This window comes from Humidisolicoccus flavus, assembly GCF_045689595.1.
In the GTDB taxonomy this organism is placed as follows: domain Bacteria; phylum Actinomycetota; class Actinomycetes; order Actinomycetales; family Microbacteriaceae; genus Humidisolicoccus; species Humidisolicoccus flavus.
In genome coordinates this window covers 1,287,415-1,309,290 of sequence record NZ_CP142724.1, presented here as the reverse complement: position 1 = coordinate 1,309,290, position 21,876 = coordinate 1,287,415, and the positions used below count along the sequence as shown (strand labels likewise).

The window sequence follows — 21,876 nt, the reverse complement described above, 5'->3', positions numbered from 1 at the left end:
TCGCGCCTCTCACCCTCGGGTGGGAGGCGCGATGTTCATTGCGCCTCGCCCGCGCGCCGTTCGAGTAGCGCCGCAGCGCATTCGAGCACGAGGAGTGCTCCGAGACGGACCGTTCGCTGATCCGGGGTGTCGCGACTCGCATCGATTTCTGCAATGTCGATGGATCGCACGCGCGGATCGCGGACGAGGTGGCGAACGAGCGCTCGCAGCTCCTGTGCGCTGATGCCGCCTGGCACGGAAGCAGGGCAGGCGGGTGCGACGCTGCGATCGCAGATATCGACATCGATGTCGAGGTGGATCGGTCCGGGCCCTGCGGTATCGAGCGCAGCAGCTGTGATCGCCGGGATGCGATCGGGCGAGATCTCGTTGCGCGGCACGATCGTGATGCCCTGTGCGATCGCGCGGCGGGTGTACTCGGGGGAGTTCGCGAAGTCGGCGATCCCGATCTGCACGGTTCTTCGGGAGTCGAGCCCGGCCTCGATGAGCTGTCGCACGGGGGAGCCGTTCGAGATGCCATCGCGGAGGTCGTGATGCGCATCGAGTGTGATGAGCCCGGCCTCGGTGATGGTCTCGCCCCAGACGCCTCTGGCCGTGCTGACGGTGCAGGCGTTATCGCCACCGAGGGCGAGGATCACGCCACCCTCGGAGGCGAGTGCGCGAATTCGCTCGATGGCCTCGATCTCTCTGCCCGGCTCGTTGACGCCTGCCAGGTCGCCAACATCGCGGACGCGAAGTGCCTGAAGGTCGAGTACTCCACTGCTCGTCATGGCGCTGACGCCGAATCGGGGCAGCGCCGCCCGAATTGCAGCAGGGGTCTCATGGGCGTTGGTGGGAGAGAGTGAGCTGGCCGATGTCGGCACGCCGATGAGCGTGAGTTCGGGGTGCTCGCTGCGCTCGGGCCACTGGCCTGCGCGGGGCCACGAAGGGTCGTGCGGAAGCTGCGCTGCGTTCATGCCTTCAAGATACTGAGGCGCGCTCCGGCATTCGTGAGCAGTCACGAGGGCTTGTCTGGGATTACAGACAGAACACCCTGAGCCTGCCTCGTGCTCGAAGGTCCGATGCGTTCGAATCGAACCATGGAACCAATCGTGCTCGGCGGCAAGCCACTCACCATCGATGCAGTTGCACGCGTGGCGCGCGAAGAGCATCTGGTCGAACTCAGCGAGGAGGCCGCGGAGGCGATTGCCTTCTCGCGCGGTGTGATCGATGCCCTCGCAGAGGATCCCCGGCCGCATTACGGAGTCTCGACAGGGTTCGGTGCGCTCGCGAAAGTGCAGATCCCCAAAGAGGACCGCGCACAGCTCCAACGCAGCCTCGTCCGCTCGCACGCGGCCGGTGCGGGAGCGGAAGTCGAACGGGAGGTCGTCCGCGCCCTGATGCTGCTGCGACTGAACACGCTCGCGACCGGGCGGACCGGCGTGCGGCTCGAAACCGCCGAAACGTACGTCGCGATGCTGAATGCGGGCATCACTCCGATTGTGCACGAGTACGGTTCGCTGGGCTGTTCCGGAGACCTCTCACCGCTCGCGCACTGCGCGCTCGCCGCAATGGGTGAAGGTGATGTGCGCGACCGTTCGGGTGCGATCCGACCCGCTCAGGAGGTGCTCCTCGAACACGGCATCGTCCCGCTCGTGCTCGCTGAGAAGGAGGGGCTCGCGCTCATCAACGGCACCGACGGGATGCTCGGCATGCTCGCGCTCGCGATCACCGACCTCACGATGCTGCTGCGCACGGCGGACATTGCGGCGGCGGCCAGCGTGGAAGCGCTGCTCGGCACCGACTCGGTGTTCGCCGCCGATCTGCACGAGCTTCGACCGCAGCCGGGTCAGGCGGTGTCCGCCTCGAACATCAGACGTGTGCTCGATGGCTCCGGGCTCATCGCGAAGCGCGAAGCGAACGAGTTCTCGCGGGTGCAGGACGCCTACTCGCTGCGGTGCGCGCCGCAGGTGCACGGAGCAGCGCGTGACACGCTCGACCACGCGATTCGAGTAGCGGAGGCCGAACTCCGCTCCGCGATCGATAATCCCGTGGTCACTCGCGATGGCCGAGTCGAGTCGAACGGCAACTTCCATGGCGCGCCCCTCGGCTACGTCCTCGACTTTCTGGCGATCGTGCTCGCAGATGTTGCGAGCATGTCGGAGCGCCGCACCGATCGCTTCCTCGACGTCGCGCGCAACCATGGGCTCCCACCATTTCTGGCGGACAACCCGGGGCTCGATTCTGGACTCATGATCGCCCAGTACACCGCTGCCGGTGTCGTCTCTGAACTCAAGCGCCTGGCCAGCCCCGCCTCGGTCGATTCCATTCCCTCGTCTGCAATGCAGGAGGACCACGTCTCAATGGGCTGGGCTGCCGCTCGGAAGCTGCGCAAGGGTGTCGACGGCTTGGCCACTGTGCTCGGCATCGAACTCCTGACGAGTGCACGCGCACGCGACTTCCGCGAGCGGGCCGCGCATGCCTTGACGGCCTCGAGTGCGGGTGCTGCTCCGGCGGTTCAGGCGATGCACTCGCTCATTCGCGAGCACTGCGCGCCACCGGCAACCGATCGTTCCCTGTCGCCGGAGATTCTCGCAATGACGAGGCTGGTGCATGAAGGGCGAATCCTGCAACGAGTGAGCGCCACGATCGGGGATCTCGACTAGTCTCGGCAACACGATGGAGGGAGCGCGATGACCGCGTCAAAGGTGCCCGCAGCGCACAACACGCTTCGCATTCTCTCCCTGCTCGCCTCGTCGAGCGGCCCCCTTCCAGCGACGATGATCGCGAGCAGGCTGTCCCTGCCGAGATCCACGGTGTACCACCTGCTCGCTGAGTTGGAGGGGCAAGGGTTCGTCATGCGCCTTGCCGAGGAGCGTCGCTACGGCCTCGGAGTCGCAGCGGTGGAGCTCTCCTCGGCGTACGCGCGGCAGGAACCGCTCGCACGGGTGGGTCGAACCGCCGTCGCGGCGCTCGTCGATGCGTGTGGGGTGAGCGCCCACCTTGCCGTGCTGCACGGTCGTGACGTGTTGTACATCGTCGAGGAGCGCGCGCCGCTCTCGCCGTATCTCGTGACGGATGTCAACGTGCGTCTGCCTGCGCACCGGACCGCAAGCGGACGCGCGATGCTCGCTGCGTTGAATCCGGCTCAGGTGCGTGCGCTGTATCCGAACGAGCACGCGTTCGTCAGCGATGGCGAGGATCCCTCCGGGATCGACCGGCTCTCCAAGCTGCGCACAGTGAACCAGGCGACCCTCGTTCGCGGGTTCGCCGTCGAAAATGGTGACGTCACTCCAGGGTTCGCTTCGGTGGGTGTTGCGGTTCGCGATCATCGAGACTGGCCGGTCGCCGGTCTCGCGCTGACGTTCCGCGCGGACGAGCGTACTGAGGCCGAGCAGCAGCAGCTCGCGTCGCAGGCGCGCGCGACGGCAGACGAGATCCGTCGCCGCATTTACGGACGGTTGCTGAGCGAGCCCACGCCCGCCTAAGGTTCGATGTTCGCCGCTTCGCGGTCGTCCGGCACCTGGCGAGCGTCGATGCCTCGCCCGTCTGGGATCTCAGACAAACGTGGGATCCGCCTCCTTGTTCCTTGTGCCCGCCTGCGCTGAAATGAAGCAAGCACGAACGAAGGAGTTGTTGATGGACGGCGCTCGACCCGTATCTGCCGCTCGCGGCACCACTCGCACAGCGAAGAGCTGGCAGACCGAAGCAGCGATCCGGATGCTGCACAACAATCTCGACCCCGAAGTCGCGGAGCGCCCCGACGACCTCGTTGTGTACGGCGGCACAGGGCGTGCAGTGCGCGATTGGCAGTGCTTCGATGTCATCACGAACGTGCTCACCGAGCTCGAAGATGACGAGACGCTCCTCGTGCAGTCCGGAAAACCGGTCGGCGTCTTCCGCACGAATGTGTGGGCGCCCCGCGTGCTCCTGGCGAATTCGAACCTCGTCGGCGACTGGGCGACCTGGCCGGAATTCCGCCGGCTTGAAGCAGAGGGCCTCACGATGTACGGCCAGATGACCGCAGGGTCCTGGATCTATATCGGCACGCAAGGCATCCTGCAGGGAACATTCGAAACCTTCGCAGCGATTGCAGCGGCGCGCTTCAATGGCACCCTGGCAGGAACGCTCACGCTCACCGCCGGCTGCGGAGGCATGGGGGGCGCGCAGCCGCTCGCCGTGACCTTGAACGGCGGGGCGGTGCTGATCGTGGATGTCGATCGTTCGCGGCTCGAACGCCGCGCCGGGAAGCGATACCTCGACGAGGTCGCCGACTCGCTCGATGACGGGCTCGAACGGGTGCTCGCCGCGAAAGCTGAAGGTCGCGCACTCTCCGTCGGTGTCGTCGGCAATGCGGCAGAGGTCTTCCCAGAGCTCCTTCGACGAGGAGCGGCGATCGATATCGTCACCGATCAGACCTCAGCGCACGATCCGCTCTCGTATCTTCCAAGTGGCATCACGCTCAACGAGTGGCACGAGCGTGCCGCGGCTGATCCAGCAGGGTTCACCGAACTCGCTCGAGCCTCCATGGCCGCCCATGTTGCGGCCATGGTCGGCTTCCAAGACGCCGGCGCTGAGGTGTTCGATTACGGCAACTCGATCCGAGACGAAGCGCGTCTTGGCGGGTTCGAGCGCGCCTTCGCATTTCCCGGTTTCGTGCCCGCCTACATACGGCCGCTCTTTTGTGAGGGCCTTGGGCCGTTCCGCTGGGTCGCGCTCTCGGGCGACCCGGAGGACATCCGAAAAACTGACGAGGCGATGCTCGAACTGTTCCCAGAGAACGAGCACTTGCACCGTTGGATCCGTGCGGCGCAAGAGCACGTCAGCTTCGAGGGCCTCCCGGCTCGCATCTGCTGGCTCGGCTACGGCGAGCGAGCCCGGGCTGCCGTCCGATTCAACGAAATGGTCGCCGAAGGAATGCTCAGTGCCCCCATCGTGATCGGCCGCGATCATCTCGACTCCGGTTCGGTCGCTTCGCCCTACCGTGAAACCGAATCGATGCTCGACGGTTCAGATGCCATCGCGGACTGGCCGTTGCTGAACGCGCTCACGAGCACAGCCTCAGGGGCGACCTGGGTCTCACTGCATCATGGCGGTGGGGTTGGAATCGGTCGCTCGATTCACGCCGGGCAGGTCGCGGTCGCTGACGGCACTGACCTTGCAGCACAGAAGCTCGAGCGACTGTTGACGAACGACCCGGGCATGGGTGTGATTCGTCACGTCGACGCGGGGTACGGCCGTGCCGCCGAAGTCGCGGCGGATCGTGGCGTTCGAATCCCGATGCCGCCACGAGTTCGCGACGGGAACGATCACCAGGGGCGAAGCGATGCAGCCTAAAACTGGCGGGAGCACGCTCTTCACGAACATCGGCGAGCTGACCAGCAACATTCCGGATGCGCCCGATGTCGTCCACGACGCAGCGCTCGTTGTCGAGCACGGTCGAATCGCCTGGCTCGGGGAGCACCGAGACGCGCCTGCCGCAGATCGTCGCCTCGATGTCGAGGGTCGAGCGCTGCTGCCGGGCTGGGTGGACTCGCACACGCACTTGGTGTTCGGCGGAGACCGCACCGCCGAATTCACGGCGCGGATGTCGGGCGAGCCCTACGAGGCTGGCGGAATCCACTCGACCGTCCGCGCCACTCGTGCGGCGAGCGACGCGCAACTCCGTTCGAACCTGCAGCGCCTCGTCACCGAGGCCCGCAGTGGCGGAACGACGACGATCGAGACGAAAACCGGGTACGGGCTCTCCGTGCAGGAGGAGCTCCGTGCGGCGCAGATTGCGCGCAGCGCCGTCGATTCGATCACGCTCCTCGGCGCGCACGTCGTGCCGGAGGGCGCCGAACCCGGCGCGTACGTCGAGCTCGTTGCAGGGCCGATGATGGAGGGTCTCGCGGGAGCAGTCGACGCCGTCGATGTGTTCTGCGAACGGGGCGCGTTCGATGAGCACCAGACCCGAGCGATTCTTCGGGCGGCGCAGGCGCACGGGCTTCCGATCCATGTGCACGCGAATCAGCTCGGTGAAGGTCCGGGCGTTGCGCTCGGGATCGAATTCGCTGCGCACTCGGTCGACCACCTGAACTTCCTCTCGCGCGACGACATTGCTGCGCTCGCGGAGAGTTGGGTGGGTGAGCGCGGCAGCGTCGCGACGGTCCTGCCCGCGTGTGATCTTTCAACCCGGATGCCGCTCGCGCCAGCACGCGAGCTCCTCGATGCCGGTGCACGGCTCGCGATCGCGAGCAACTGCAATCCTGGCTCCTCGTATACGACGTCGATGGCGTTCTGCGTCGCGACCGCAGTGCTCCAGATGCGTCTCACGGTCGCGGAGGCGATACGCGCAGCCACCCTCGGAGGCGCGATCGCGCTGGGGCTCGACACAGCACGGGACGACCGCCCGGCCGTTGGCCACTTCGAACTCGGTGCGAGCGCCGATCTCCATCTCCTGGAGGCGCCCTCTGCGACGCACCTGGCATATCGCCCCGGGGTGCCGCTCACTGCCGCGGTTTGGAAAGCAGGCGAACTGGTGCACTCGACGAGCCCGAGGTGGGGCGAGACCCGCTAGGGGATGCTCAGACTTTGTCGCGCCAATCGACGTCGGCGTCAGCGTCCTCGCCTTCGACCGAGGGCTCGGTGCCGTTGATGATGTCGATCGCTTGCGTCGAGGTGTCGAGCATCGCAGCTTCGTCCGGGCGGTGCCGCAACACGTTCTCGATGTACGACCAGATCGCTTCGGCAAGAGGAATGTGCTTCTGGTGCTGCTCTGCGAGATACCAGCGGTGCTCGAGGACCTGGTGAAACACCTCGGCGGGCTCGAGCTTGCCACGAAGCTCGCGAGGAATCGCGCTCACGATCGGTTCGAAATGCGTTGAGAGCCACTTGTGCGCGAGCTGCTGCTCGTCGAAGTCAAGGTTCGGTTTCTCCGAGCGCACCCGAGCTGCGAACTGGTCGAGGTCGTTGAGCAGGCGTCGTGCCTGGTTCTCTTGCGCATCGACACCGGTGAGACCGAGCAAACGACGGTGGTGGTGCCCCGCATCGACCACTTTCGGCTGAATCTTGACGCTCGTCCCGGCGTCGACCGTCTTGATCGCGAGCTCTTCGATGTCGAACCCGAGGGCGTTAAGGCGTTCGACGCGGTGGTGGATTCGCCAGCGTTCCTTCTGATCGAACACCTCGGAGTCGAGCAGTTCGCTCCACAGCATCCGATACTGAGCGACGATCTGACCTGCGACCTCCACCGGGTCGGTCGATTCATCGAGACGACCGCCCGCCTGCAGATCCAGCAACTCGCCCGCGATGTTGACGCGAGCGACCTCGAGATCATTCTCACGCTGCCCGTTGGAGAGCCCGCTCGGGTAGAGCTTGCCGGTCTCGGCATCGACGAGGTAGGCGGCGAATGCGCCAGCATCTCGTCGGAAGAGCGTGTTGGAAAGCGAGACGTCGCCCCAGAAGAACCCGATGATGTGCAAACGAACGAGCAGGAGGGCGAGCGCGTCGACGAGACGACGGGCAGTGTCTTCTCCGAGCGCTTGGGAGTACAGGGCCCGGTAGGGGAGCGAGAAGCGCAAGTGCCGGGTCACGAGCACCGGGTTCAACTCGTTGCCCTCATCATCGGTGCGACCCGTGATGACCGCGAGCGGCTCGACACACGGCACATCGAGACGGCCGAGCGTGCGCAGCATCTCGTACTCGCCCTTCGCCATCTCCTGCGAGGTCTCTTTGATCGCGATGACATGACCGCTCAAATGCGCAAAACGCACGAGGTGTCGAGAGATGCCCTTCGGCAGCGAGACGATCTTGTCGGCCGGCCAGAGATCGAGCGGGAGATTCCAGGGCAGGTCGAGCAGTGCCGGGTCGGCGGTTGCTGAGGTGATCGAGAAGGTCGGTTCCATAGCGTCGTGATTCTTTCGCACCGTAGTCGGATGTTGCGTGTCCTGCTGGTCCCGGATGCTCGTACTCGTCCTGGATACAACAGAGCGGGGTGGCACGAATGCCACCCCGCTGCGTGTTGCCTTAGCGGCGTTCGCCCGACTCTGCGTCGAAGACGTGCAGGTGCGTCTGGTCTGGCGTGACGTAGATCGTGTCACCGGCCGAAGCGTGGTTGCGACCGTCCACGCGGGCGACGACGTCGACACGGCGGCCGTCGATGTCTGCGTGACCGTAGAGGTAGCCGTCGGCTCCGAGCTCTTCCACCAGATCGACGACGACCGGGAGGCCTGGGCCCTGGGTTGCGATCGAGAGGTCTTCCGGGCGGATTCCGATGGTGACACCGTTTGCAGCGGCGAGGCGCTCGCGCTCGATCGGGACGACGTGGTCGCCGAAGAGCACACCCTGGTCGTTCGAGTTCAACTGAATGAGGTTCATCGACGGGCTGCCGATGAAGCCTGCAACGAAGACGTTCGCGGGGTTCGCGTACAGATCGCGCGGGGTGCCGACCTGCTGCATGACGCCGTCCTTGAGGACTGCGATGCGGTCGCCCATCGTGAGCGCCTCGGTCTGGTCGTGCGTGACGTACACCGTGGTGACGCCGAGTCGGCGCTGCAGCGAAGCGATCTGGGTACGGGTCTGAACGCGGAGCTTCGCGTCGAGGTTCGACAGCGGCTCATCCATGAGGAAGACCTGTGGCTGACGCACGATCGCGCGACCCATTGCAACACGCTGACGCTGACCACCGGAGAGTGCCTTCGGCTTGCGGCTCAGGTACTGCTCGAGGTCGAGGAGCTTTGCTGCCTCTTGCACGCGCTTTGCGCGCTCGTCCTTGTTGACACCGGCGATCTTGAGCGCGAAGCCCATGTTCTCGGCGACCGTCATGTGCGGGTAGAGCGCGTAGTTCTGGAAGACCATTGCGATGTCGCGGTCTTTTGGCGGCATGTTCGTGACGTCGCGGTCACCGATTCGGATCTGACCGCCGTTGACCTCTTCAAGGCCGGCGAGCATGCGGAGGGTGGTGGACTTTCCGCAACCGGAAGGGCCGACCAGGACGAGGAATTCGCCGTCTGCGATTTCGAGGTCGATTCCGTCGACCGCGGGACGAGTGCCGCCCGGGTACATACGGGTAGCTTTGTCAAACGTCACTGACGCCATGAGTTTCTCCATTCACCGGCAGGTACGTGCCGGACGATCCGTTGTGAATTTTGAGTGCCACCACCATTGGTGACTCACGGGAAAAGTATCGCACGACTCTGCCCACAGCGGCAGCATAGGTTTCCTGGTCCGGAGCGACCTCGCGTATTCTTAAGGGTGGTTCGTGCAAATTCGAACCAGACGGCTACGAATGTGAGCCACACGGCTACGGATTAGAGGCAAGCGAAGTGATGGCGAAGTCCGCTGAGACGCAACCGGGAACACGGCGTGAGCAAGCGCGCGAGCGAGCAAAAGCACTGCAGTCGAAGCGCCGCCGTCGCGAACAAACCGCTCGAGCCTTCACGATCGGCGGAATCCTGTTGGCTGCCGCTGCGGTTGTCGCGGTCGTCGTCTTCGTCATCGTCTCCGGTATCCGGCCAGCAGGCCAAGGCCCCCAGAACATGGCGAGCAACGGCATCGTGATCGGCCAGGACTTCGTTGCCGAGCGCACCGATTCGGTTGAAGTAGGCGCAGACCCCATCGCAACGAGCGACCGCGACGACGTCGTGCAGATCGTCCTTTACGTCGATTACATCTGCCCGGGCTGCGGTGCCTTCGAGGCAGCGAACGCAGCAACCATCGAGCAGTTCGTGCAGCAGGGAATCGCCACGGTCGAATACCACCCTGTGTCGGTGCTCGATCGTTACTCGCTCGGATCGAAGTACTCGACCCGCGCGGCCAACGCTGCAGCCTGCGTCGCCGACATCTCTCCCGACACCTTCTTCGCGTACAACCGCTTGCTGTTCGACAACCAGCCCCCGGAGGGCTCGACCGGGCTCGACGACTCCGAGCTGATCGCGCTCGCAGATCAGGCGGGTGCCGAATCGATGCAGAACATCGAAACCTGTGTCACCGAGGGCACCTTCAACTCATGGGTACAAGCCTCGACGAGCCTCGCGTTCAGCGAACCGATCCCCGGCACCGATGGCGAAACCATCACAGGAACGCCAGCAGTGTTCGTGAACGGCAGCCGCTACCAGGGCAGCCGAAACGACGCAGCCGGATTCCAGGCATTCGTGCTCGCGGCAGCAGGCCAGAACCCCGGTGGGGAAACCAGCGCTCCGAGCGAGCCCGAGCCGACCGAGCCAGCCGAAGAAGAACCAGCCGAAGAAGAACCGGCCCCGTAACCTCAGATCAAATCGCAAAGGAACGAAGAATGCGACGTCCACTTTCACTTGCTGCGGCAGCCATCGGTGTACTTGCGCTCAGCGCATGCATCCCAACGTTTCCGAGCGGTTCAGGAAACGACTCGGGACAGTCCACGAACCCCTCCGCGAGCGTCGACACCGAGTACCAGGGGCCAGCAAACTCCGCGACCGGTGGCGTGTCGCTTTCCGGTGATGGTGTCGTGCTCTCAGACCCGCTGAACGGCGGAGACGCGTTCAAGGAGCCGAGCTGGGAAGACGTCCCACACGTCGTCACCTTCGTCGACCCGCACTGCCCGCACTGCAAGACGTTCGAGGATGAGAACGGCGAGGAACTCGTCGACATGGCCGAGAGCGGCAAGATCACCTACGAGGTTCGAGTCGTCTCGTTCATGGACGGCGCATCGCCGAACCAGTACTCGAGCCGTGCCGCCAACGCGCTCTCGTGCGTCGCATCGTTCTCGCCGAACTCCTACTTCGACTTCCTCGATGAACTGTTCGACGAGCAGCCTTCCAGTGGAAGCGGTCTCTCCGATGACGAGTTGATCGACATGGCTCGTGACAACGGCGTTGACGCGAATGCAGAGTTCACCGCATGCGTGACCGAGCAGCAGTACACCCCTTGGGTCGAAGGAATCACTGCCGCAGCAACGACATCGACCATGCCGCTCATGAGCGGCCCGATCGAAGGCACGCCAAACATCTTCGTCAACGGCGAGAAGTACACGGGATCCGTCGACTCGTTCAACGAGCTCGAGACGTTCATCCAGGACCAGCAGTGAGCGCTCGCCGCGGTTTGGCCATTCTTGGCATGGCCGCGGCGATCACCCTTGCCCTGTCGGGGTGCAGTGACACCGACGAGCCGCGAATTCAAACACTCGGCGAGCTCGGTGCCGCCTATCTCGATGCGGGCGGGCAATGCGACGACCTCGTCGAGCAGTACCGTGCCGACGACTCGACTCCGCCGATTGCAACCTGTGGCGACTCGACGATCCTTGCGATCGCGGCAGACACCGCGACCGCGGACTCGCTGCGACTCGAATACCGAATGCTCGGACTCCTCGCGCTCGAGGGCGACGGCTGGTTCATCGTCGATCCCGATGTGCAGCAGCTCGCGAGTCCGCTCGGCGGCGAGGTCATCGAGCCACCGAGTGCCGCAGGCCCGAGCAATGCGGCCAGCAACGCCTTCGTGCTCCTGCCCGGAGGCGCCCTCGCAGAGAGCCCAGCGGAGAGCGATGCTTCGTCGCCCGCACCCATCGCGGATGTTCCGGGTGCCGCGACGATTGAGCTCTACCTCGATGTCGAATGCCCGAGCTGTGCATCGTTCGTCGAAGCAAACGCAGCATCGATCAAGGCCTGGGTCGCCGAGGGCAGCGCGCAACTCGTGCTCCACCCGGTCGCGCTCGCCGATGACCCGCAGACCGACTATTTCGCGACCCGGGCGAACAATGCGATCGCCTGCGTTGCAGAGGCGGGGCCGCAGTCGGTGGTCGACTTCGCGCTCGCGCTCTATGCCGAACCAGATGCCGCAGAGACCGGCGACGAGGCGTTCATCGCGCTCGCGGAGAGCTTCGGCGTCGACATCGCCAACTGTGCGCGTCAGATCACGTACCTCGGCTGGGTCCGTGACGTCACCGAGATGACGGCTGCCTCGACGCTCGCCGACGGCTACGACTTCAGAGGGACGCCGACGATCCTCGTCAACGATCTCCAGTTCGTGGGGGACCCCGCGAACGCAGCAGAGTTCGAGGAGTTCTTTGCGAGCCAGCTGACAATCCCCTAGCGAGGTTGCAGGTCGAACCGCGCTGTGCACCTATGGGAACGGTAGGAAACCGGGGGATCTGTCAAGGCTTCCACCAGGGCTTCCATAGACTAGTTTTGATCTCGCAAGCACTGCAGCCGAGTTTCAGCGTTCGCAAGAGAGCGATTGCTGAGTCAGGTGGAGCCCCCAGTCAGGATTGAACTGACGACCTTCTGTTTACAAGACAGATGCTCTACCACTGAGCTATGGAGGCGTGCGACTCACAAGTGTAGATCAAAAATCGTAGGTTGATTGAAAGGTGTGGCGCGATGGCGCAACAGGGCGGCGGAACAAAGGCCGAAAAGCGCGAAGCGGCTCGAAAGGCCTCGGCGGAACGCTGGGCTGCTGAGGCTCGCAAGCGCAAGCGCAACAAGATCATCGCGATCGGAAGCGTCGTCGTCGGTGCCGGCGCGGTCGTGGCACTCGTGGTCGCACTCGTGCTCGGCAATGTCCGCGGTCCCGTGCTGTACCCGAACAACATGGCTGACGGCGGCATCATGCTGGCGCCTGGCCTTGAGCCCGTGCTCGTCGACACCGGTGACGGCGAGAGCGCTCCTGCATCACACGAAGCAGTTGAGGGTGTCGACCGAATCATCACGTATGTCGACTACATGTGCCCGGGTTGCGGCCAGTTCGAGTCTGTCTACGGCGAATACCTCGGCACGATCGTTGAGCAGGGTGCAGCGAGCATCGAAATCCGCCCGCTCTCGTTCCTCGACCGCACATCGGCAGGAACCGGGTACTCCACTCGCGCCGCTGCTGCTGCCGCATGTGTCATCGACATCGCACCGGATTCCTTCTACGACTTCCACCTCGCGATGTTCGCGAACCAGCCGCAGGAGCAGACCCGTGGTCTGAGCAACGACGAGATCATCGAGATCGCGAACAATGCTGGTGCCGACATCGGATCGTGCCTGAACGGCAAGAAGTTCGACAGCTGGGTCGGCGCATCGACCGTTGAAGCTGCAACCGGTCCGGTCGTCGGATCAACCGAGCCAATGGGAATCTCGATCACACCGTCGGTCTTCGTGAACGGCGTGTTCTGGGATTCGTCGCAGGGGCAGTCGTTCGACGAGTTCTACCAGTCCCAGTCCGTCCACACTGCCGGAACCACCGACCCTGCGACCGAAGAGGGCGCAGACACCGAAGGAACTGACACGGAGGGCACGGCCCCCGAGGGCACAGACTCCGAGGGTGCTGGCGAAGAAACCACGCAAGAGTGATCGAGGGCGCGGAGCGGCTCGTTCTGCGCCAGTGGATCCCCGAGCAGGATGCAGCGGCTGTCAATGCTGCAATTCGTGACAGCGAACTGCAGCGGCAGGCGCCGGGGGTGACCGACGCCGTCAGTGCTCGTCGATACCTCGAAGACCTGCAGAGCGAAGGCGATCTCGCGTACGCGATCGAACTCAACGGCAGTGTCGTCGGGAACGTTGCGGCCTCAGGTCTTCGAGGCCCACATCGCACAGCCTGGATGTCCTACTGGACCGTGCGAAGCGTGCGCGGTCGCGGATTCGCCTCGCGTGCACTCGCGACTATTTCGATCCAGTGTTTCAAGGCCGGCGTCCACCGGCTCGAACTCGGAGCTCGGACGAACAATCCTGCTTCGCTGCGGGTTGCAGAGAACGCAGGGTTCGTGCGCGAAGGGACCGAGCGCGAAGCCCTGCAATACGGGCAGGAGCGCTTCGATGTTGCTCGTTTCGCGCGGCTCGTCTCTGATCCGGCCCCTGCGCTGTCGCTCATCACCCTCGTCTCAGCAGGCCAGGCCGATGAGGAACGTATGGTGACGGCATGAAGTCCAGCGGCTTCTGGGTGTTGCTCGCGATGTTCGCCGGTGCGCTGCTCGCGCTCCAAGCCCGAGTCAACAGCGAACTCGCGGTCGAACTCGGTGACGGCGTCGCCGCGGCGCTCGTCTCGTTTCTCGCAGGCCTCGCCATTCTGATTCCGCTCTCCATTTTTGTGCCTGGTGCTCGCGCCGGGTTCCGTTCGCTTCGGGCTTCGCTTCGTGGAGGGATGCCGTGGTGGCATTGCCTCGGCGGCGTCATCGGCGCCTTCGTGGTCTCGACCCAGGGCATTGCCGCCGGAGTGCTCGGGATCGCGGTGTACACCGTCGGAATCGTGGCTGGCCAAACCATCAGCGGTGTGCTCGTCGACCGCTTCGGATTCGCTTCGTTGCCCAAGCGTGCGATTTCCCTGCAGCGAATTCTCGGGGCGATCCTGACGCTGCTTGCGGTGTCGCTCGCGCTCCTCGGCGGGGGAGCGATTGCTCACCCTCTGCTGATGCTCCTGCCATTCATTGCAGGCTTGCTGGTCTCGATCCAACAGGCGCTGAACGGTGAAGTGCAACGGGCGAGCGGCTCGGTCATCGCTTCGACAGCGCTGAACTTCACGCTCGGCACGATCGCACTCGCGCTCTTCGTCGTTGTTCGAGTGCTCGGTGGGCTCGAATTGGATCCGCTCCCGCTGCAGCCGCTGCTCTATCTCGGTGGGATCATCGGTGCGATGTTCGTGGGGGTTGCGGCGCTCGCGGTGCGCCACATCGGTGTGCTGTTGCTGGGTCTTGCCATGATCTCCGGCCAGCTCCTCGCTGCGCTCCTTGTCGACCTGGTGTGGCCCTCGGCGCTGCACAGTGGCGTGACCACGGCGAGTGTCGTCGGAGCGCTCCTCGCGCTCCTCGGTGTCATCGCGAGTTCTGTGCGACGGCGCAGGCCGCCGCAACCGCTCGTCTGAGTCCCGGTCGCGCTGAGGGCGCTCGGATCCGGCAAAGCCGCGTCTCGAACGCGAATCGCTGCACGACCCTCGCGTGGGAATGCTCGCTCGTTATGTCGGTGTGCAGATTCGGCGACCTGCACACCGATCTCGAAGATCCGCGCTGGCCGAGCTACGCGTTCGGTGTGAACCCGAGCGCGAGCGAGTTCATGCAATACCGGTCGCCGGTCGGTGTTTGTGGTGCGTCGTCGAAGATGTGGCCGAGGTGGCTGTCGCAGTTCGCACAACGAACCTCGGTGCGCGTCATTCCGAGCGAGCGGTCTTCGATCATCTTGACCGCTCCTTCGTTGACCGTCTCATAGAAGCTCGGCCAGCCGCAGCCCGCGTCGAACTTCGTCTCGTCGTTGAACAATTCGGCCCCACAAGCGCCGCACGTGTAGACGCCCTGACGATTCTCGTCGAGGAGTGCGCCCGTGTACGGGCGTTCCGTGCCTGCTTCTCGAAGCACATGGAAGGCTTCTGGCGTCAACTTTGCACGCCACTGATCCTCTGAAAAATTGGCTTCGTTCATACCTTCGACGATACTCCTTTTCGAGCGAATCGACAGTTCACGGCCCTGTGAACTCTCTAAGATTGGTGGCATGCCAGAGCACGAGGAAACGCGCGAGCACGAGAGTGCGCTCAGCGACCGCGACCGGCAGATCCTCGACTTCGAGGGCAACTGGCAGCGTCACGCAGGAGCCAAGGAGCGCGCAATCCGCGAGACCTTCGGGCTCTCGCCGACCCGCTATTACCAACTGCTGAACGCCTTGATCGATACTGAACTGGCGTTGCATCACGATCCTTTGCTGATCAAACGCTTGCAGCGCATCCGTAGAGGCCGAAAAGGAGCCCAAGAGTGAGCGAAGATCGTTTCGACAAGGTCGAGAAGCGTTCACGAGTTGGCGTGCACCGGGCACCGAAGACTTCGAAACGACGAGGGCTGTTCACGTTCCTCGCGGCGCTCGCAGCGACAGTGGTCCTCACCGTGATCGGGCTTGCCATCGTGAACTCCTGGCAGATGAACGGGATCGACTTCGCGACTCCGGGCGCTGATGACCCAGAAGTCACTGCCGTCACTGATCCATCGACCATTGATCCGGCATTGGGGATCACAATTTCTGTGCTCAACGGCTCGACCGATGCGGCGCTGGCCGATGGCGTCGCCGCCGCGCTGAGCAATGGCGGCTGGCAGGTGCTCGCAACGGCGACCTCTGACGTCCAGGTCGAAGCGACGACGATCTACTACACCGATGTTTCGCAGGAACCGTACGCTCGCGGCGTCGCTGAGGCGATGGGGATCGGCGAGGTGCAGCTTTCTGATGCTGTGATCTCCGGTTCCCCAATTTCAGTCATCGTTGGCGAGGATGCCATTGGCGTTGCCGCAAGTGCTGAGCCGAGTGATCCGGCGCTCGAAGAGACAACCACTCCGTAGATTGCGCGTGTGATTGCGCGCGCGTTTGCCGAAAAACGCACCGAGCCGCGTACGCTACAACTGCAAAAGCTTTGCGACGGGGTACACGCTCCCGTAAAGCCAGGTCAGGTGAAGGGTCAGAAAAAATGCGTAAACGTTTTGTGCTTGCTGGACTCGCGGTGGTTGCCGTGGTGCTCTCGGGCTGTGCCGGAGAAGCGGAGCCGACGCCGACGCCAACAACGCAGAGCCCGACGCCGACGCCAACGCCGACCGAGGAGCCAGCCGCGATCCTGCACCCGCTGACCGGTGCAGTGCTTGACACGGCCGCGACCGGCCCGAGCATCGCCGCAAAGATTGACAACCACCCCCTCGCCCGACCGCAGATCGCGCTTTCACAAGCCGACATCGTGTTCGAAGAACTCGTTGAGGGCGGAATGACGCGCTACGTAGCCATCTGGCAGAGCGACATGCCCGACCAGATCGGACCCGTTCGCTCGATTCGTCCGATGGATCCGGGCATCATTTCCTCGTTCAACGGGATCATCGCCTATTCGGGTGGACAGCAGCGATTCATTGATCTGATGCAAGCTTCGCCCGTCTACAACGCAATCCACGGAGCGGCCGACACTGCCGATTTCATGTATCGCATCAACCGACCTGCACCCCACAACGTCGTGCTCGACGCGCAGGCCTTCCAGACCGCGCACTCTGATCTCGACGCGCCACCGCAGCAGTTCCTCTTCCCGAGCGAAGAAGGCGAGGTGCCTTCAGCAAACGCGGGCACTCCAGCCACGAGCGTGAACGCTCAGTTCTCGCCGGGGCAGCAACGGCAGTGGGCCTGCGAGAACGACGCGTGGGTACGTGCGCAAAACGGAACGCCTGATGTCGACGACTCCGGTGCGCGAATCACTGCGACCAATGTGCTGGCGATCAACGTCGGAATCGGCGACAACGGCGGAGTGCCGGAGACCGCGATCGTCGGAAGTGGAACTGGCGTTCTTGTTTCAGGATGCAATTCGATTCCGGTGAACTGGTCGAAGGAAGACGCGACGAGCCCGATCGTCCTGACTACCGAGTCAGGAGACCCGGTTTTGCTCGCGCCAGGGAAGACGTGGATCGAACTCGTCCCAGTTGGACAGCCTGTCGTCGTGAGCTAGTCGCGGCTTGCACTCAGGTGCAGAGAGTGCCAATATTGCTGTTGGCACTCAATGCAGTTGAGTGCCAACCAAGAACCTCACGACGTCCAGGAGGGACGAGACTTCAACATGGCAAAGATCATTGCTTTCGATGAAGAGGCCCGACGCGGCCTCGAGCGCGGACTCAACACGCTCGCCGATGCTGTGCGCGTAACGCTTGGGCCCCGCGGGCGCAACGTTGTCCTCGAAAAGAAGTGGGGCGCACCCACAATCACAAACGATGGCGTTTCAATCGCCAAGGAAATCGAACTCGAAGATCCCTTCGAGAAGATCGGTGCAGAGCTCGTTAAAGAGGTCGCAAAGAAGACCGACGACGTTGCTGGCGACGGAACGACCACCTCGGTCGTGCTCGCACAGGCACTCGTTCGCGAAGGCCTCCGCAACGTTGCTGCAGGCGCCGACCCGATCAGCCTGAAGCGCGGCATCGAAAAGGCCACGCAGGCAGTGAGCGAACAGCTCATCAAGAACGCCAAAGAGGTCGAGACCAAGGAAGAGATCGCGGCAACGGCATCGATCTCTGCTGCTGACGAGACCATCGGCGCACTGATCGCTGAAGCGATCGACAAGGTCGGTAAAGAAGGTGTCGTCACCGTCGAGGAGTCGAACACGTTCGGCACCGAGCTCGAGCTCACCGAGGGTATGCGCTTCGACAAGGGCTTCCTCTCGCAGTACTTCGTCACCGACCCAGAGCGTCAGGAAACCGTCTTCGAAGATGCGTACGTCCTGATCGTGAACAGCAAGATCTCGAACATCAAGGATCTGCTGCCGGTCGTTGACAAGGTCATCCAGGACGGCAAGCAGCTCGTCATCATCGCCGAAGACGTTGACGGCGAAGCACTCGCAACGCTCGTGCTGAACAAGATCCGTGGCATCTTCAAGTCGGTTGCCGTCAAGGCTCCTGGCTTCGGAGACCGTCGCAAGGCGCAGCTCAACGACATCGCGATCCTCACCGGTGGTCAGGTCATCAGCGAAGAAGTCGGTCTCAAGCTCGAGAACACCACGCTCGACATGCTCGGCCGTGCCCGCAAGGTCGTCATCACCAAGGACGAGACCACGATCGTCGAGGGCGCTGGCGAAGCCGACGCAATCGCAGGCCGCGTTCGCCAGATCCGCCAGGAGATCGAGAACACCGACAGCGACTACGACCGCGAGAAGCTCCAGGAGCGCCTCGCGAAGCTCGCTGGTGGCGTTGCAGTCATCAAGGCTGGAGCAGCAACCGAGGTCGAGCTCAAGGAGCGCAAGCACCGCATCGAAGACGCAGTTCGCAACGCGAAGGCTGCCGTCGAAGAGGGCATCGTCCCCGGTGGTGGAGTTGCACTCATCCAGGCTGCGAACCAGGTCTTCGAGTCGCTGCAGTTCGAGGGCGACGAGCAGACCGGTGCGAACATCGTTCGTGTCGCAATCTCCGCTCCGCTGAAGCAGATCGCACTCAACGCAGGCCTCGAGCCAGGCGTGGTTGCCGAGAAGGTCCGCACGCTCCCAGTTGGTCACGGCTTGAACGCTGCGACCGGTGAGTACGTCGACATGCTCGCTGCAGGAATCAACGACCCAGTGAAGGTCACGCGCTCGGCACTGCTGAACGCAGCATCGATCGCAGGTCTCTTCCTGACCACGGAAGCAGTCGTTGCAGACAAGCCAGAGAAGAACGGCCCTGCAATGCCAGCCGACCCAACGGGCGGTATGGACTTCTAAGTTCATCGCGTTACGAAAACGGGGTGGGTGCCATTGGCACTCACCCCGTTTTCTGTTGTCGGTGGATTATCCGCGGAACATGCGCGCAATACCGCTTTCGACCTCGGCATAGTTGTTGCCGGCCGTGCCCAACAGCAGTGTGATGGTGCTGATGCTCTCTTCCACACGGTGCTGTGTGCTTCGCCAATCGCTGACGACCGCCTGGAATGCACTCGAGGCTTGGCCGGTCCAGGATTCTTGCAGCGCTTGCAGCTGCGAGTGCATCGCCTGAACGTCTGCCTGTAAGCGAGCGATGGTGCCTCGGACCTGTTGCTCTGTCGCGCGGAGTGCATCGCTGTCGACGACGAATCTACTCATGGTTCTCCTCTAGCGTTGCGGAGCTGAGCGCTCCGATGCACGAGAAGTTACAGCGGCACGGTGATGTCGTCTGGGCCCGCGTACGGCGGCTGTGAACGACTGCGCGAGGTTGTCGAGTGTTCGGGGCGAATACGGTTGCTGAGGGCGAGCAGCTGCGAATCGTCGGCGAGGGGGAGCGTGATGCGGAACGTCGCACCGCCACCGTGCGTCTCGGCGATATCGATATTGCCGCCGTGCGCCTCGAGGATTCCCTGCACGATCGAAAGACCGAGGCCACTGCCGCCGGTCTCTCGTGCGCGCGAACGATCCATGCGGAAGAAGCGCTGGAACACCTGCTCGCGCATCTGTACTGGAACGCCTTCTCCGTGATCGATGATGTGAATGTGCGCGAGGTCGGTGTGCGTGTCGACGCCGATCCCGAGTTCGATCGGTGAGCCTTCGGGTGTGTACCGGCACGCGTTTCCGATGAGATTCGCGATCACCTGTCTGAGGCCGTTCTCATCGCCCATGACGACCGCGGGTCGCGTGGTCGGCGCCGGGGTAAACACGGGCTCCGGCGCTGGACCGTTCCCGTGGTGCCCGAAGGACTGCTGCCCAAATGCGTCGCTCTGCGGCTCGGGGCGGTAGCGGCGACTCGCGAACAGCGGGATCACCGTGAAGGTGCGTTCCATCGATGAGGCGCGGGAGTCGCTCGCCGCGTCGTTGACGAGCGGCACGAGATCAACTGGTTCGAGACGAAGAGGTCGGCGCTCGTCGAGACGGGCGAGCACGAGCAGGTCTTCGACCAGCGTGCCCATGCGCTTCGCCTCTTTCTCGATGCGATCCATGGCGCTTGCGACGTCTTGCGGGTTCGTGATCGCGCCCATGCGGTACAGCTCCGCGTACCCGCGCACCGACACCAGAGGGGTCCTCAGCTCGTGGCTCGCGTCGCCGATGAACCGTCGCATCTGCTGGACGGAGGCGTCGCGCTCCTCGATCGCTTTGTCGATCCGGTCGAGCATGGTGTTGAGGGAGTGGCCGAGCGTGCCGACTTCGGTTCGTGGGTCTTCAGCGCGAATACGCGTCGAGTAGTCGCCGTCTGCGAATCGTTCCGCGCCCGTCGAGACACGACGGAGCCCACGAAGCGCTGTGACGACCAGGAGCCTCGTGATGCCGGCGCCGAGCACGAGGGACAGGATGCCGAAGCCCGTGAAGATCAGGAGGAAGGCGACCATGGTGCGTTCGATGTCGGTCATTGCGACACCGATCAGGAGGGTGACGTAGCTCGCTTGCGTGGCTGTCCCGGTCGAGGAGACGGCAATAGGGGTCGCGACGACGCGCCAGCTATAGGAATCGTTGACCGCCGGCAGGGTGAACGCGGAATCGACCGAAGCGACCTTGTCGAGGGTCACGAGGCTGACTTCGGGGTAGATGTCGTTCGGTTGCTTGTTGTCGCACAGCAGGGTGCCCTTTGAATCGACCACTGCAAGGTAATACGTGTTCGGGACGCGCTGGTCGAAGTTGCAGTTGACGGCGTCATCGCCGATTTTCGGGCCGGTGAAGGTGGAGAGCGCGTCTTCGAGTTGACGGTCGACATTCGACACCAGGGTGTCGCGGAGCACGTTGGAAGTACCGACTCCCGTGATGACGAATCCGATGGTCACCACAACGACGATCACCCAGGTGATCTTCGACGCGAGCGAGACGCCGCGAGCCCAAGAGCGAATGGCGCCCGCCACGTCTACGATTTTGGTTCTCGGAGCATGTATCCGAAGCCGCGCTTCGTGATGATCATTGGCTCAGCGGTGATGGAGTCGATCTTGCGACGCAGGTAGGAGATGTAGGACTCCACGATTCCGGCGTCGCCATTGAAGTCGTATTCCCAGACGTGATCGAGGATCTGCGCCTTTGAGAGCACGCGGTTCGCGTTCAGCATGAGGTAGCGCAGCAGTTTGAACTCGGTCGGGGAGAGCTCGATGTTCTCGGATCCGACGGTGACTTCGTGCGTGTCCTGGTCCATGATGATCTCGCCGACGACGATGCGCGCTTCTTCGTCGCCAGCCATGGTGCGACGGAGGATCGCCTTGATGCGGGCGATGATCTCGTCGAGGCTGAACGGCTTGGTCACATAGTCGTCGCCACCGACCGTGAGGCCCGTGATCTTGTCGTCGGTGTCGTCTTTTGCCGTGAGGAACAGAATCGGCGAGGTGAATCCAGACGAGCGGAGGCGCTTGGTCACGCCGAAGCCGTTGATGTCGGGAAGCATGACATCGAGCAGAATCAGGTCGGGCTCGTCATCGAGCACTGCGGAGATCGCACCCGCTCCGTTGCTGACCGCGCGCACATGGAACCCGGCGAACCGAAGGCTCGTGGAGAGCAAGTCGCGAATGTGTGGTTCGTCATCAACAACGAGGATCTTCGGAGCGTCTGTCATAGGTCCAAGTATCTGCGCGT

The 21,876-nt window shown here is 63.5% G+C and carries 21 protein-coding genes and 1 tRNA gene; 14 read left to right on the top strand and 8 right to left on the bottom strand.

Annotated features, from left to right (window positions below; all coding sequences use genetic code 11):
• Positions 1 to 35: 35 nt before the first annotated feature.
• Positions 36 to 953, bottom strand: coding sequence for an arginase family protein (locus tag U2H20_RS06220; protein ID WP_430591426.1), 918 nt, complete (start codon positions 951 to 953; stop codon positions 36 to 38).
• A gap of 123 nt (positions 954 to 1,076) precedes the next feature.
• Here U2H20_RS06220 and hutH point away from each other — a divergent pair, with 123 nt between their 5' ends.
• The 4 genes from hutH (at position 1,077) to hutI (ending at position 6,535) form a co-directional block, all read left to right on the top strand.
• On the top strand, positions 1,077 to 2,642 hold the full coding sequence (gene hutH / locus U2H20_RS06215) for a histidine ammonia-lyase (RefSeq protein WP_430591425.1): 1,566 nt from the start codon (positions 1,077 to 1,079) through the stop codon (positions 2,640 to 2,642).
• A gap of 27 nt (positions 2,643 to 2,669) precedes the next feature.
• The gene (locus tag U2H20_RS06210) at positions 2,670 to 3,464 is read left to right on the top strand and encodes an IclR family transcriptional regulator (protein ID WP_430591424.1); all 795 of its coding nucleotides are present in this window, start codon (positions 2,670 to 2,672) and stop codon (positions 3,462 to 3,464) included.
• Positions 3,465 to 3,615: 151 nt separating this feature from the next.
• Entirely contained in the window at positions 3,616 to 5,313 is a 1,698-nt protein-coding gene (gene hutU / locus U2H20_RS06205; protein ID WP_430591423.1) for a urocanate hydratase, read from the top strand.
• The gene (gene hutI / locus U2H20_RS06200; RefSeq protein ID WP_430591422.1) at positions 5,303 to 6,535 is read left to right on the top strand and encodes an imidazolonepropionase; all 1,233 of its coding nucleotides are present in this window, start codon (positions 5,303 to 5,305) and stop codon (positions 6,533 to 6,535) included. The genes hutU and hutI overlap by 11 nt, the downstream gene beginning before the upstream one ends.
• 7 nt (positions 6,536 to 6,542) lie before the next feature.
• On the opposite strand, the gene U2H20_RS06195 is transcribed toward hutI, so the two are convergent.
• Together U2H20_RS06195 and U2H20_RS06190 are read right to left on the bottom strand one after the other, a co-directional pair.
• Positions 6,543 to 7,862: a DUF4032 domain-containing protein gene (locus U2H20_RS06195; protein ID WP_430591421.1), complete on the bottom strand. Its 1,320-nt coding sequence runs from the start codon at positions 7,860 to 7,862 to the stop codon at positions 6,543 to 6,545.
• Between the two features lie 121 nt (positions 7,863 to 7,983).
• Positions 7,984 to 9,054 (bottom strand): ABC transporter ATP-binding protein, encoded by a 1,071-nt coding sequence (locus U2H20_RS06190; protein ID WP_430591420.1) that lies wholly within the window; start codon positions 9,052 to 9,054, stop codon positions 7,984 to 7,986.
• Between the two features lie 230 nt (positions 9,055 to 9,284).
• Here U2H20_RS06190 and U2H20_RS06185 point away from each other — a divergent pair, with 230 nt between their 5' ends.
• From U2H20_RS06185 to U2H20_RS06175, 3 genes are read left to right on the top strand one after another with little or no spacing between them, the layout of a single operon-like run.
• On the top strand, positions 9,285 to 10,220 hold the full coding sequence (locus tag U2H20_RS06185) for a DsbA family protein (RefSeq protein ID WP_430591419.1): 936 nt from the start codon (positions 9,285 to 9,287) through the stop codon (positions 10,218 to 10,220).
• Positions 10,221 to 10,249: 29 nt separating this feature from the next.
• On the top strand, positions 10,250 to 11,020 hold the full coding sequence (locus U2H20_RS06180; RefSeq protein ID WP_430591418.1) for a thioredoxin domain-containing protein: 771 nt from the start codon (positions 10,250 to 10,252) through the stop codon (positions 11,018 to 11,020).
• On the top strand, positions 11,017 to 12,021 hold the full coding sequence (locus U2H20_RS06175) for a DsbA family protein (RefSeq protein ID WP_430591417.1): 1,005 nt from the start codon (positions 11,017 to 11,019) through the stop codon (positions 12,019 to 12,021). The genes U2H20_RS06180 and U2H20_RS06175 overlap by 4 nt, the downstream gene beginning before the upstream one ends.
• A 157-nt stretch (positions 12,022 to 12,178) precedes the next feature.
• Here the strand turns inward: U2H20_RS06175 and U2H20_RS06170 are convergent.
• Positions 12,179 to 12,253, bottom strand: a tRNA-Thr gene (locus tag U2H20_RS06170).
• Positions 12,254 to 12,308: 55 nt separating this feature from the next.
• Here U2H20_RS06170 and U2H20_RS06165 point away from each other — a divergent pair.
• From U2H20_RS06165 to U2H20_RS06155, 3 genes are read left to right on the top strand one after another with little or no spacing between them, the layout of a single operon-like run.
• Positions 12,309 to 13,262 carry a DsbA family protein gene (locus tag U2H20_RS06165; protein ID WP_430591416.1) on the top strand — a complete coding sequence of 318 codons (954 nt, stop codon included), beginning with the start codon at positions 12,309 to 12,311 and terminating at the stop codon, positions 13,260 to 13,262.
• Positions 13,259 to 13,831 (top strand): GNAT family N-acetyltransferase, encoded by a 573-nt coding sequence (locus tag U2H20_RS06160; protein WP_430591415.1) that lies wholly within the window; start codon positions 13,259 to 13,261, stop codon positions 13,829 to 13,831. The genes U2H20_RS06165 and U2H20_RS06160 overlap by 4 nt, the downstream gene beginning before the upstream one ends.
• Complete coding sequence (locus tag U2H20_RS06155) at positions 13,828 to 14,766, top strand: DMT family transporter (RefSeq protein ID WP_430591414.1); 939 nt, start codon at positions 13,828 to 13,830, stop codon at positions 14,764 to 14,766. The genes U2H20_RS06160 and U2H20_RS06155 overlap by 4 nt, the downstream gene beginning before the upstream one ends.
• Positions 14,767 to 14,917: 151 nt before the next feature.
• On the opposite strand, the gene msrB is transcribed toward U2H20_RS06155, so the two are convergent.
• Positions 14,918 to 15,316 (bottom strand): peptide-methionine (R)-S-oxide reductase MsrB, encoded by a 399-nt coding sequence (msrB, locus tag U2H20_RS06150; RefSeq protein WP_430591413.1) that lies wholly within the window; start codon positions 15,314 to 15,316, stop codon positions 14,918 to 14,920.
• Positions 15,317 to 15,386: 70 nt separating this feature from the next.
• Here msrB and U2H20_RS06145 point away from each other — a divergent pair, with 70 nt between their 5' ends.
• The 4 genes from U2H20_RS06145 to groL all read left to right on the top strand — a co-directional run bounded on the left by U2H20_RS06145 (position 15,387) and on the right by groL (position 19,086).
• Complete coding sequence (locus U2H20_RS06145; RefSeq protein WP_430591412.1) at positions 15,387 to 15,647, top strand: DUF3263 domain-containing protein; 261 nt, start codon at positions 15,387 to 15,389, stop codon at positions 15,645 to 15,647.
• Positions 15,644 to 16,219: a LytR C-terminal domain-containing protein gene (locus U2H20_RS06140; protein ID WP_430591411.1), complete on the top strand. Its 576-nt coding sequence runs from the start codon at positions 15,644 to 15,646 to the stop codon at positions 16,217 to 16,219. Before U2H20_RS06145 ends, U2H20_RS06140 begins: the two co-directional genes overlap by 4 nt.
• A 125-nt stretch (positions 16,220 to 16,344) precedes the next feature.
• A complete protein-coding gene (locus tag U2H20_RS06135; RefSeq protein ID WP_430591410.1) occupies positions 16,345 to 17,355 on the top strand; it encodes a DUF3048 domain-containing protein in 1,011 nt (336 codons plus the stop codon).
• A gap of 108 nt (positions 17,356 to 17,463) precedes the next feature.
• On the top strand, positions 17,464 to 19,086 hold the full coding sequence (gene groL, locus U2H20_RS06130; protein WP_430591409.1) for a chaperonin GroEL: 1,623 nt from the start codon (positions 17,464 to 17,466) through the stop codon (positions 19,084 to 19,086).
• Positions 19,087 to 19,152: 66 nt separating this feature from the next.
• Here groL and U2H20_RS06125 read toward each other — a convergent pair whose 3' ends face one another.
• The 3 genes from U2H20_RS06125 to U2H20_RS06115 are packed head-to-tail and all read right to left on the bottom strand — an operon-like array spanning position 19,153 to position 21,856.
• On the bottom strand, positions 19,153 to 19,443 hold the full coding sequence (locus U2H20_RS06125; RefSeq protein ID WP_430591408.1) for a WXG100 family type VII secretion target: 291 nt from the start codon (positions 19,441 to 19,443) through the stop codon (positions 19,153 to 19,155).
• A gap of 47 nt (positions 19,444 to 19,490) precedes the next feature.
• Positions 19,491 to 21,161 (bottom strand): sensor histidine kinase, encoded by a 1,671-nt coding sequence (locus U2H20_RS06120; RefSeq protein WP_430591407.1) that lies wholly within the window; start codon positions 21,159 to 21,161, stop codon positions 19,491 to 19,493.
• Between the two features lie 2 nt (positions 21,162 to 21,163).
• Positions 21,164 to 21,856: a response regulator transcription factor gene (locus U2H20_RS06115; RefSeq protein WP_430591406.1), complete on the bottom strand. Its 693-nt coding sequence runs from the start codon at positions 21,854 to 21,856 to the stop codon at positions 21,164 to 21,166.
• Positions 21,857 to 21,876 lie beyond the last annotated feature (20 nt).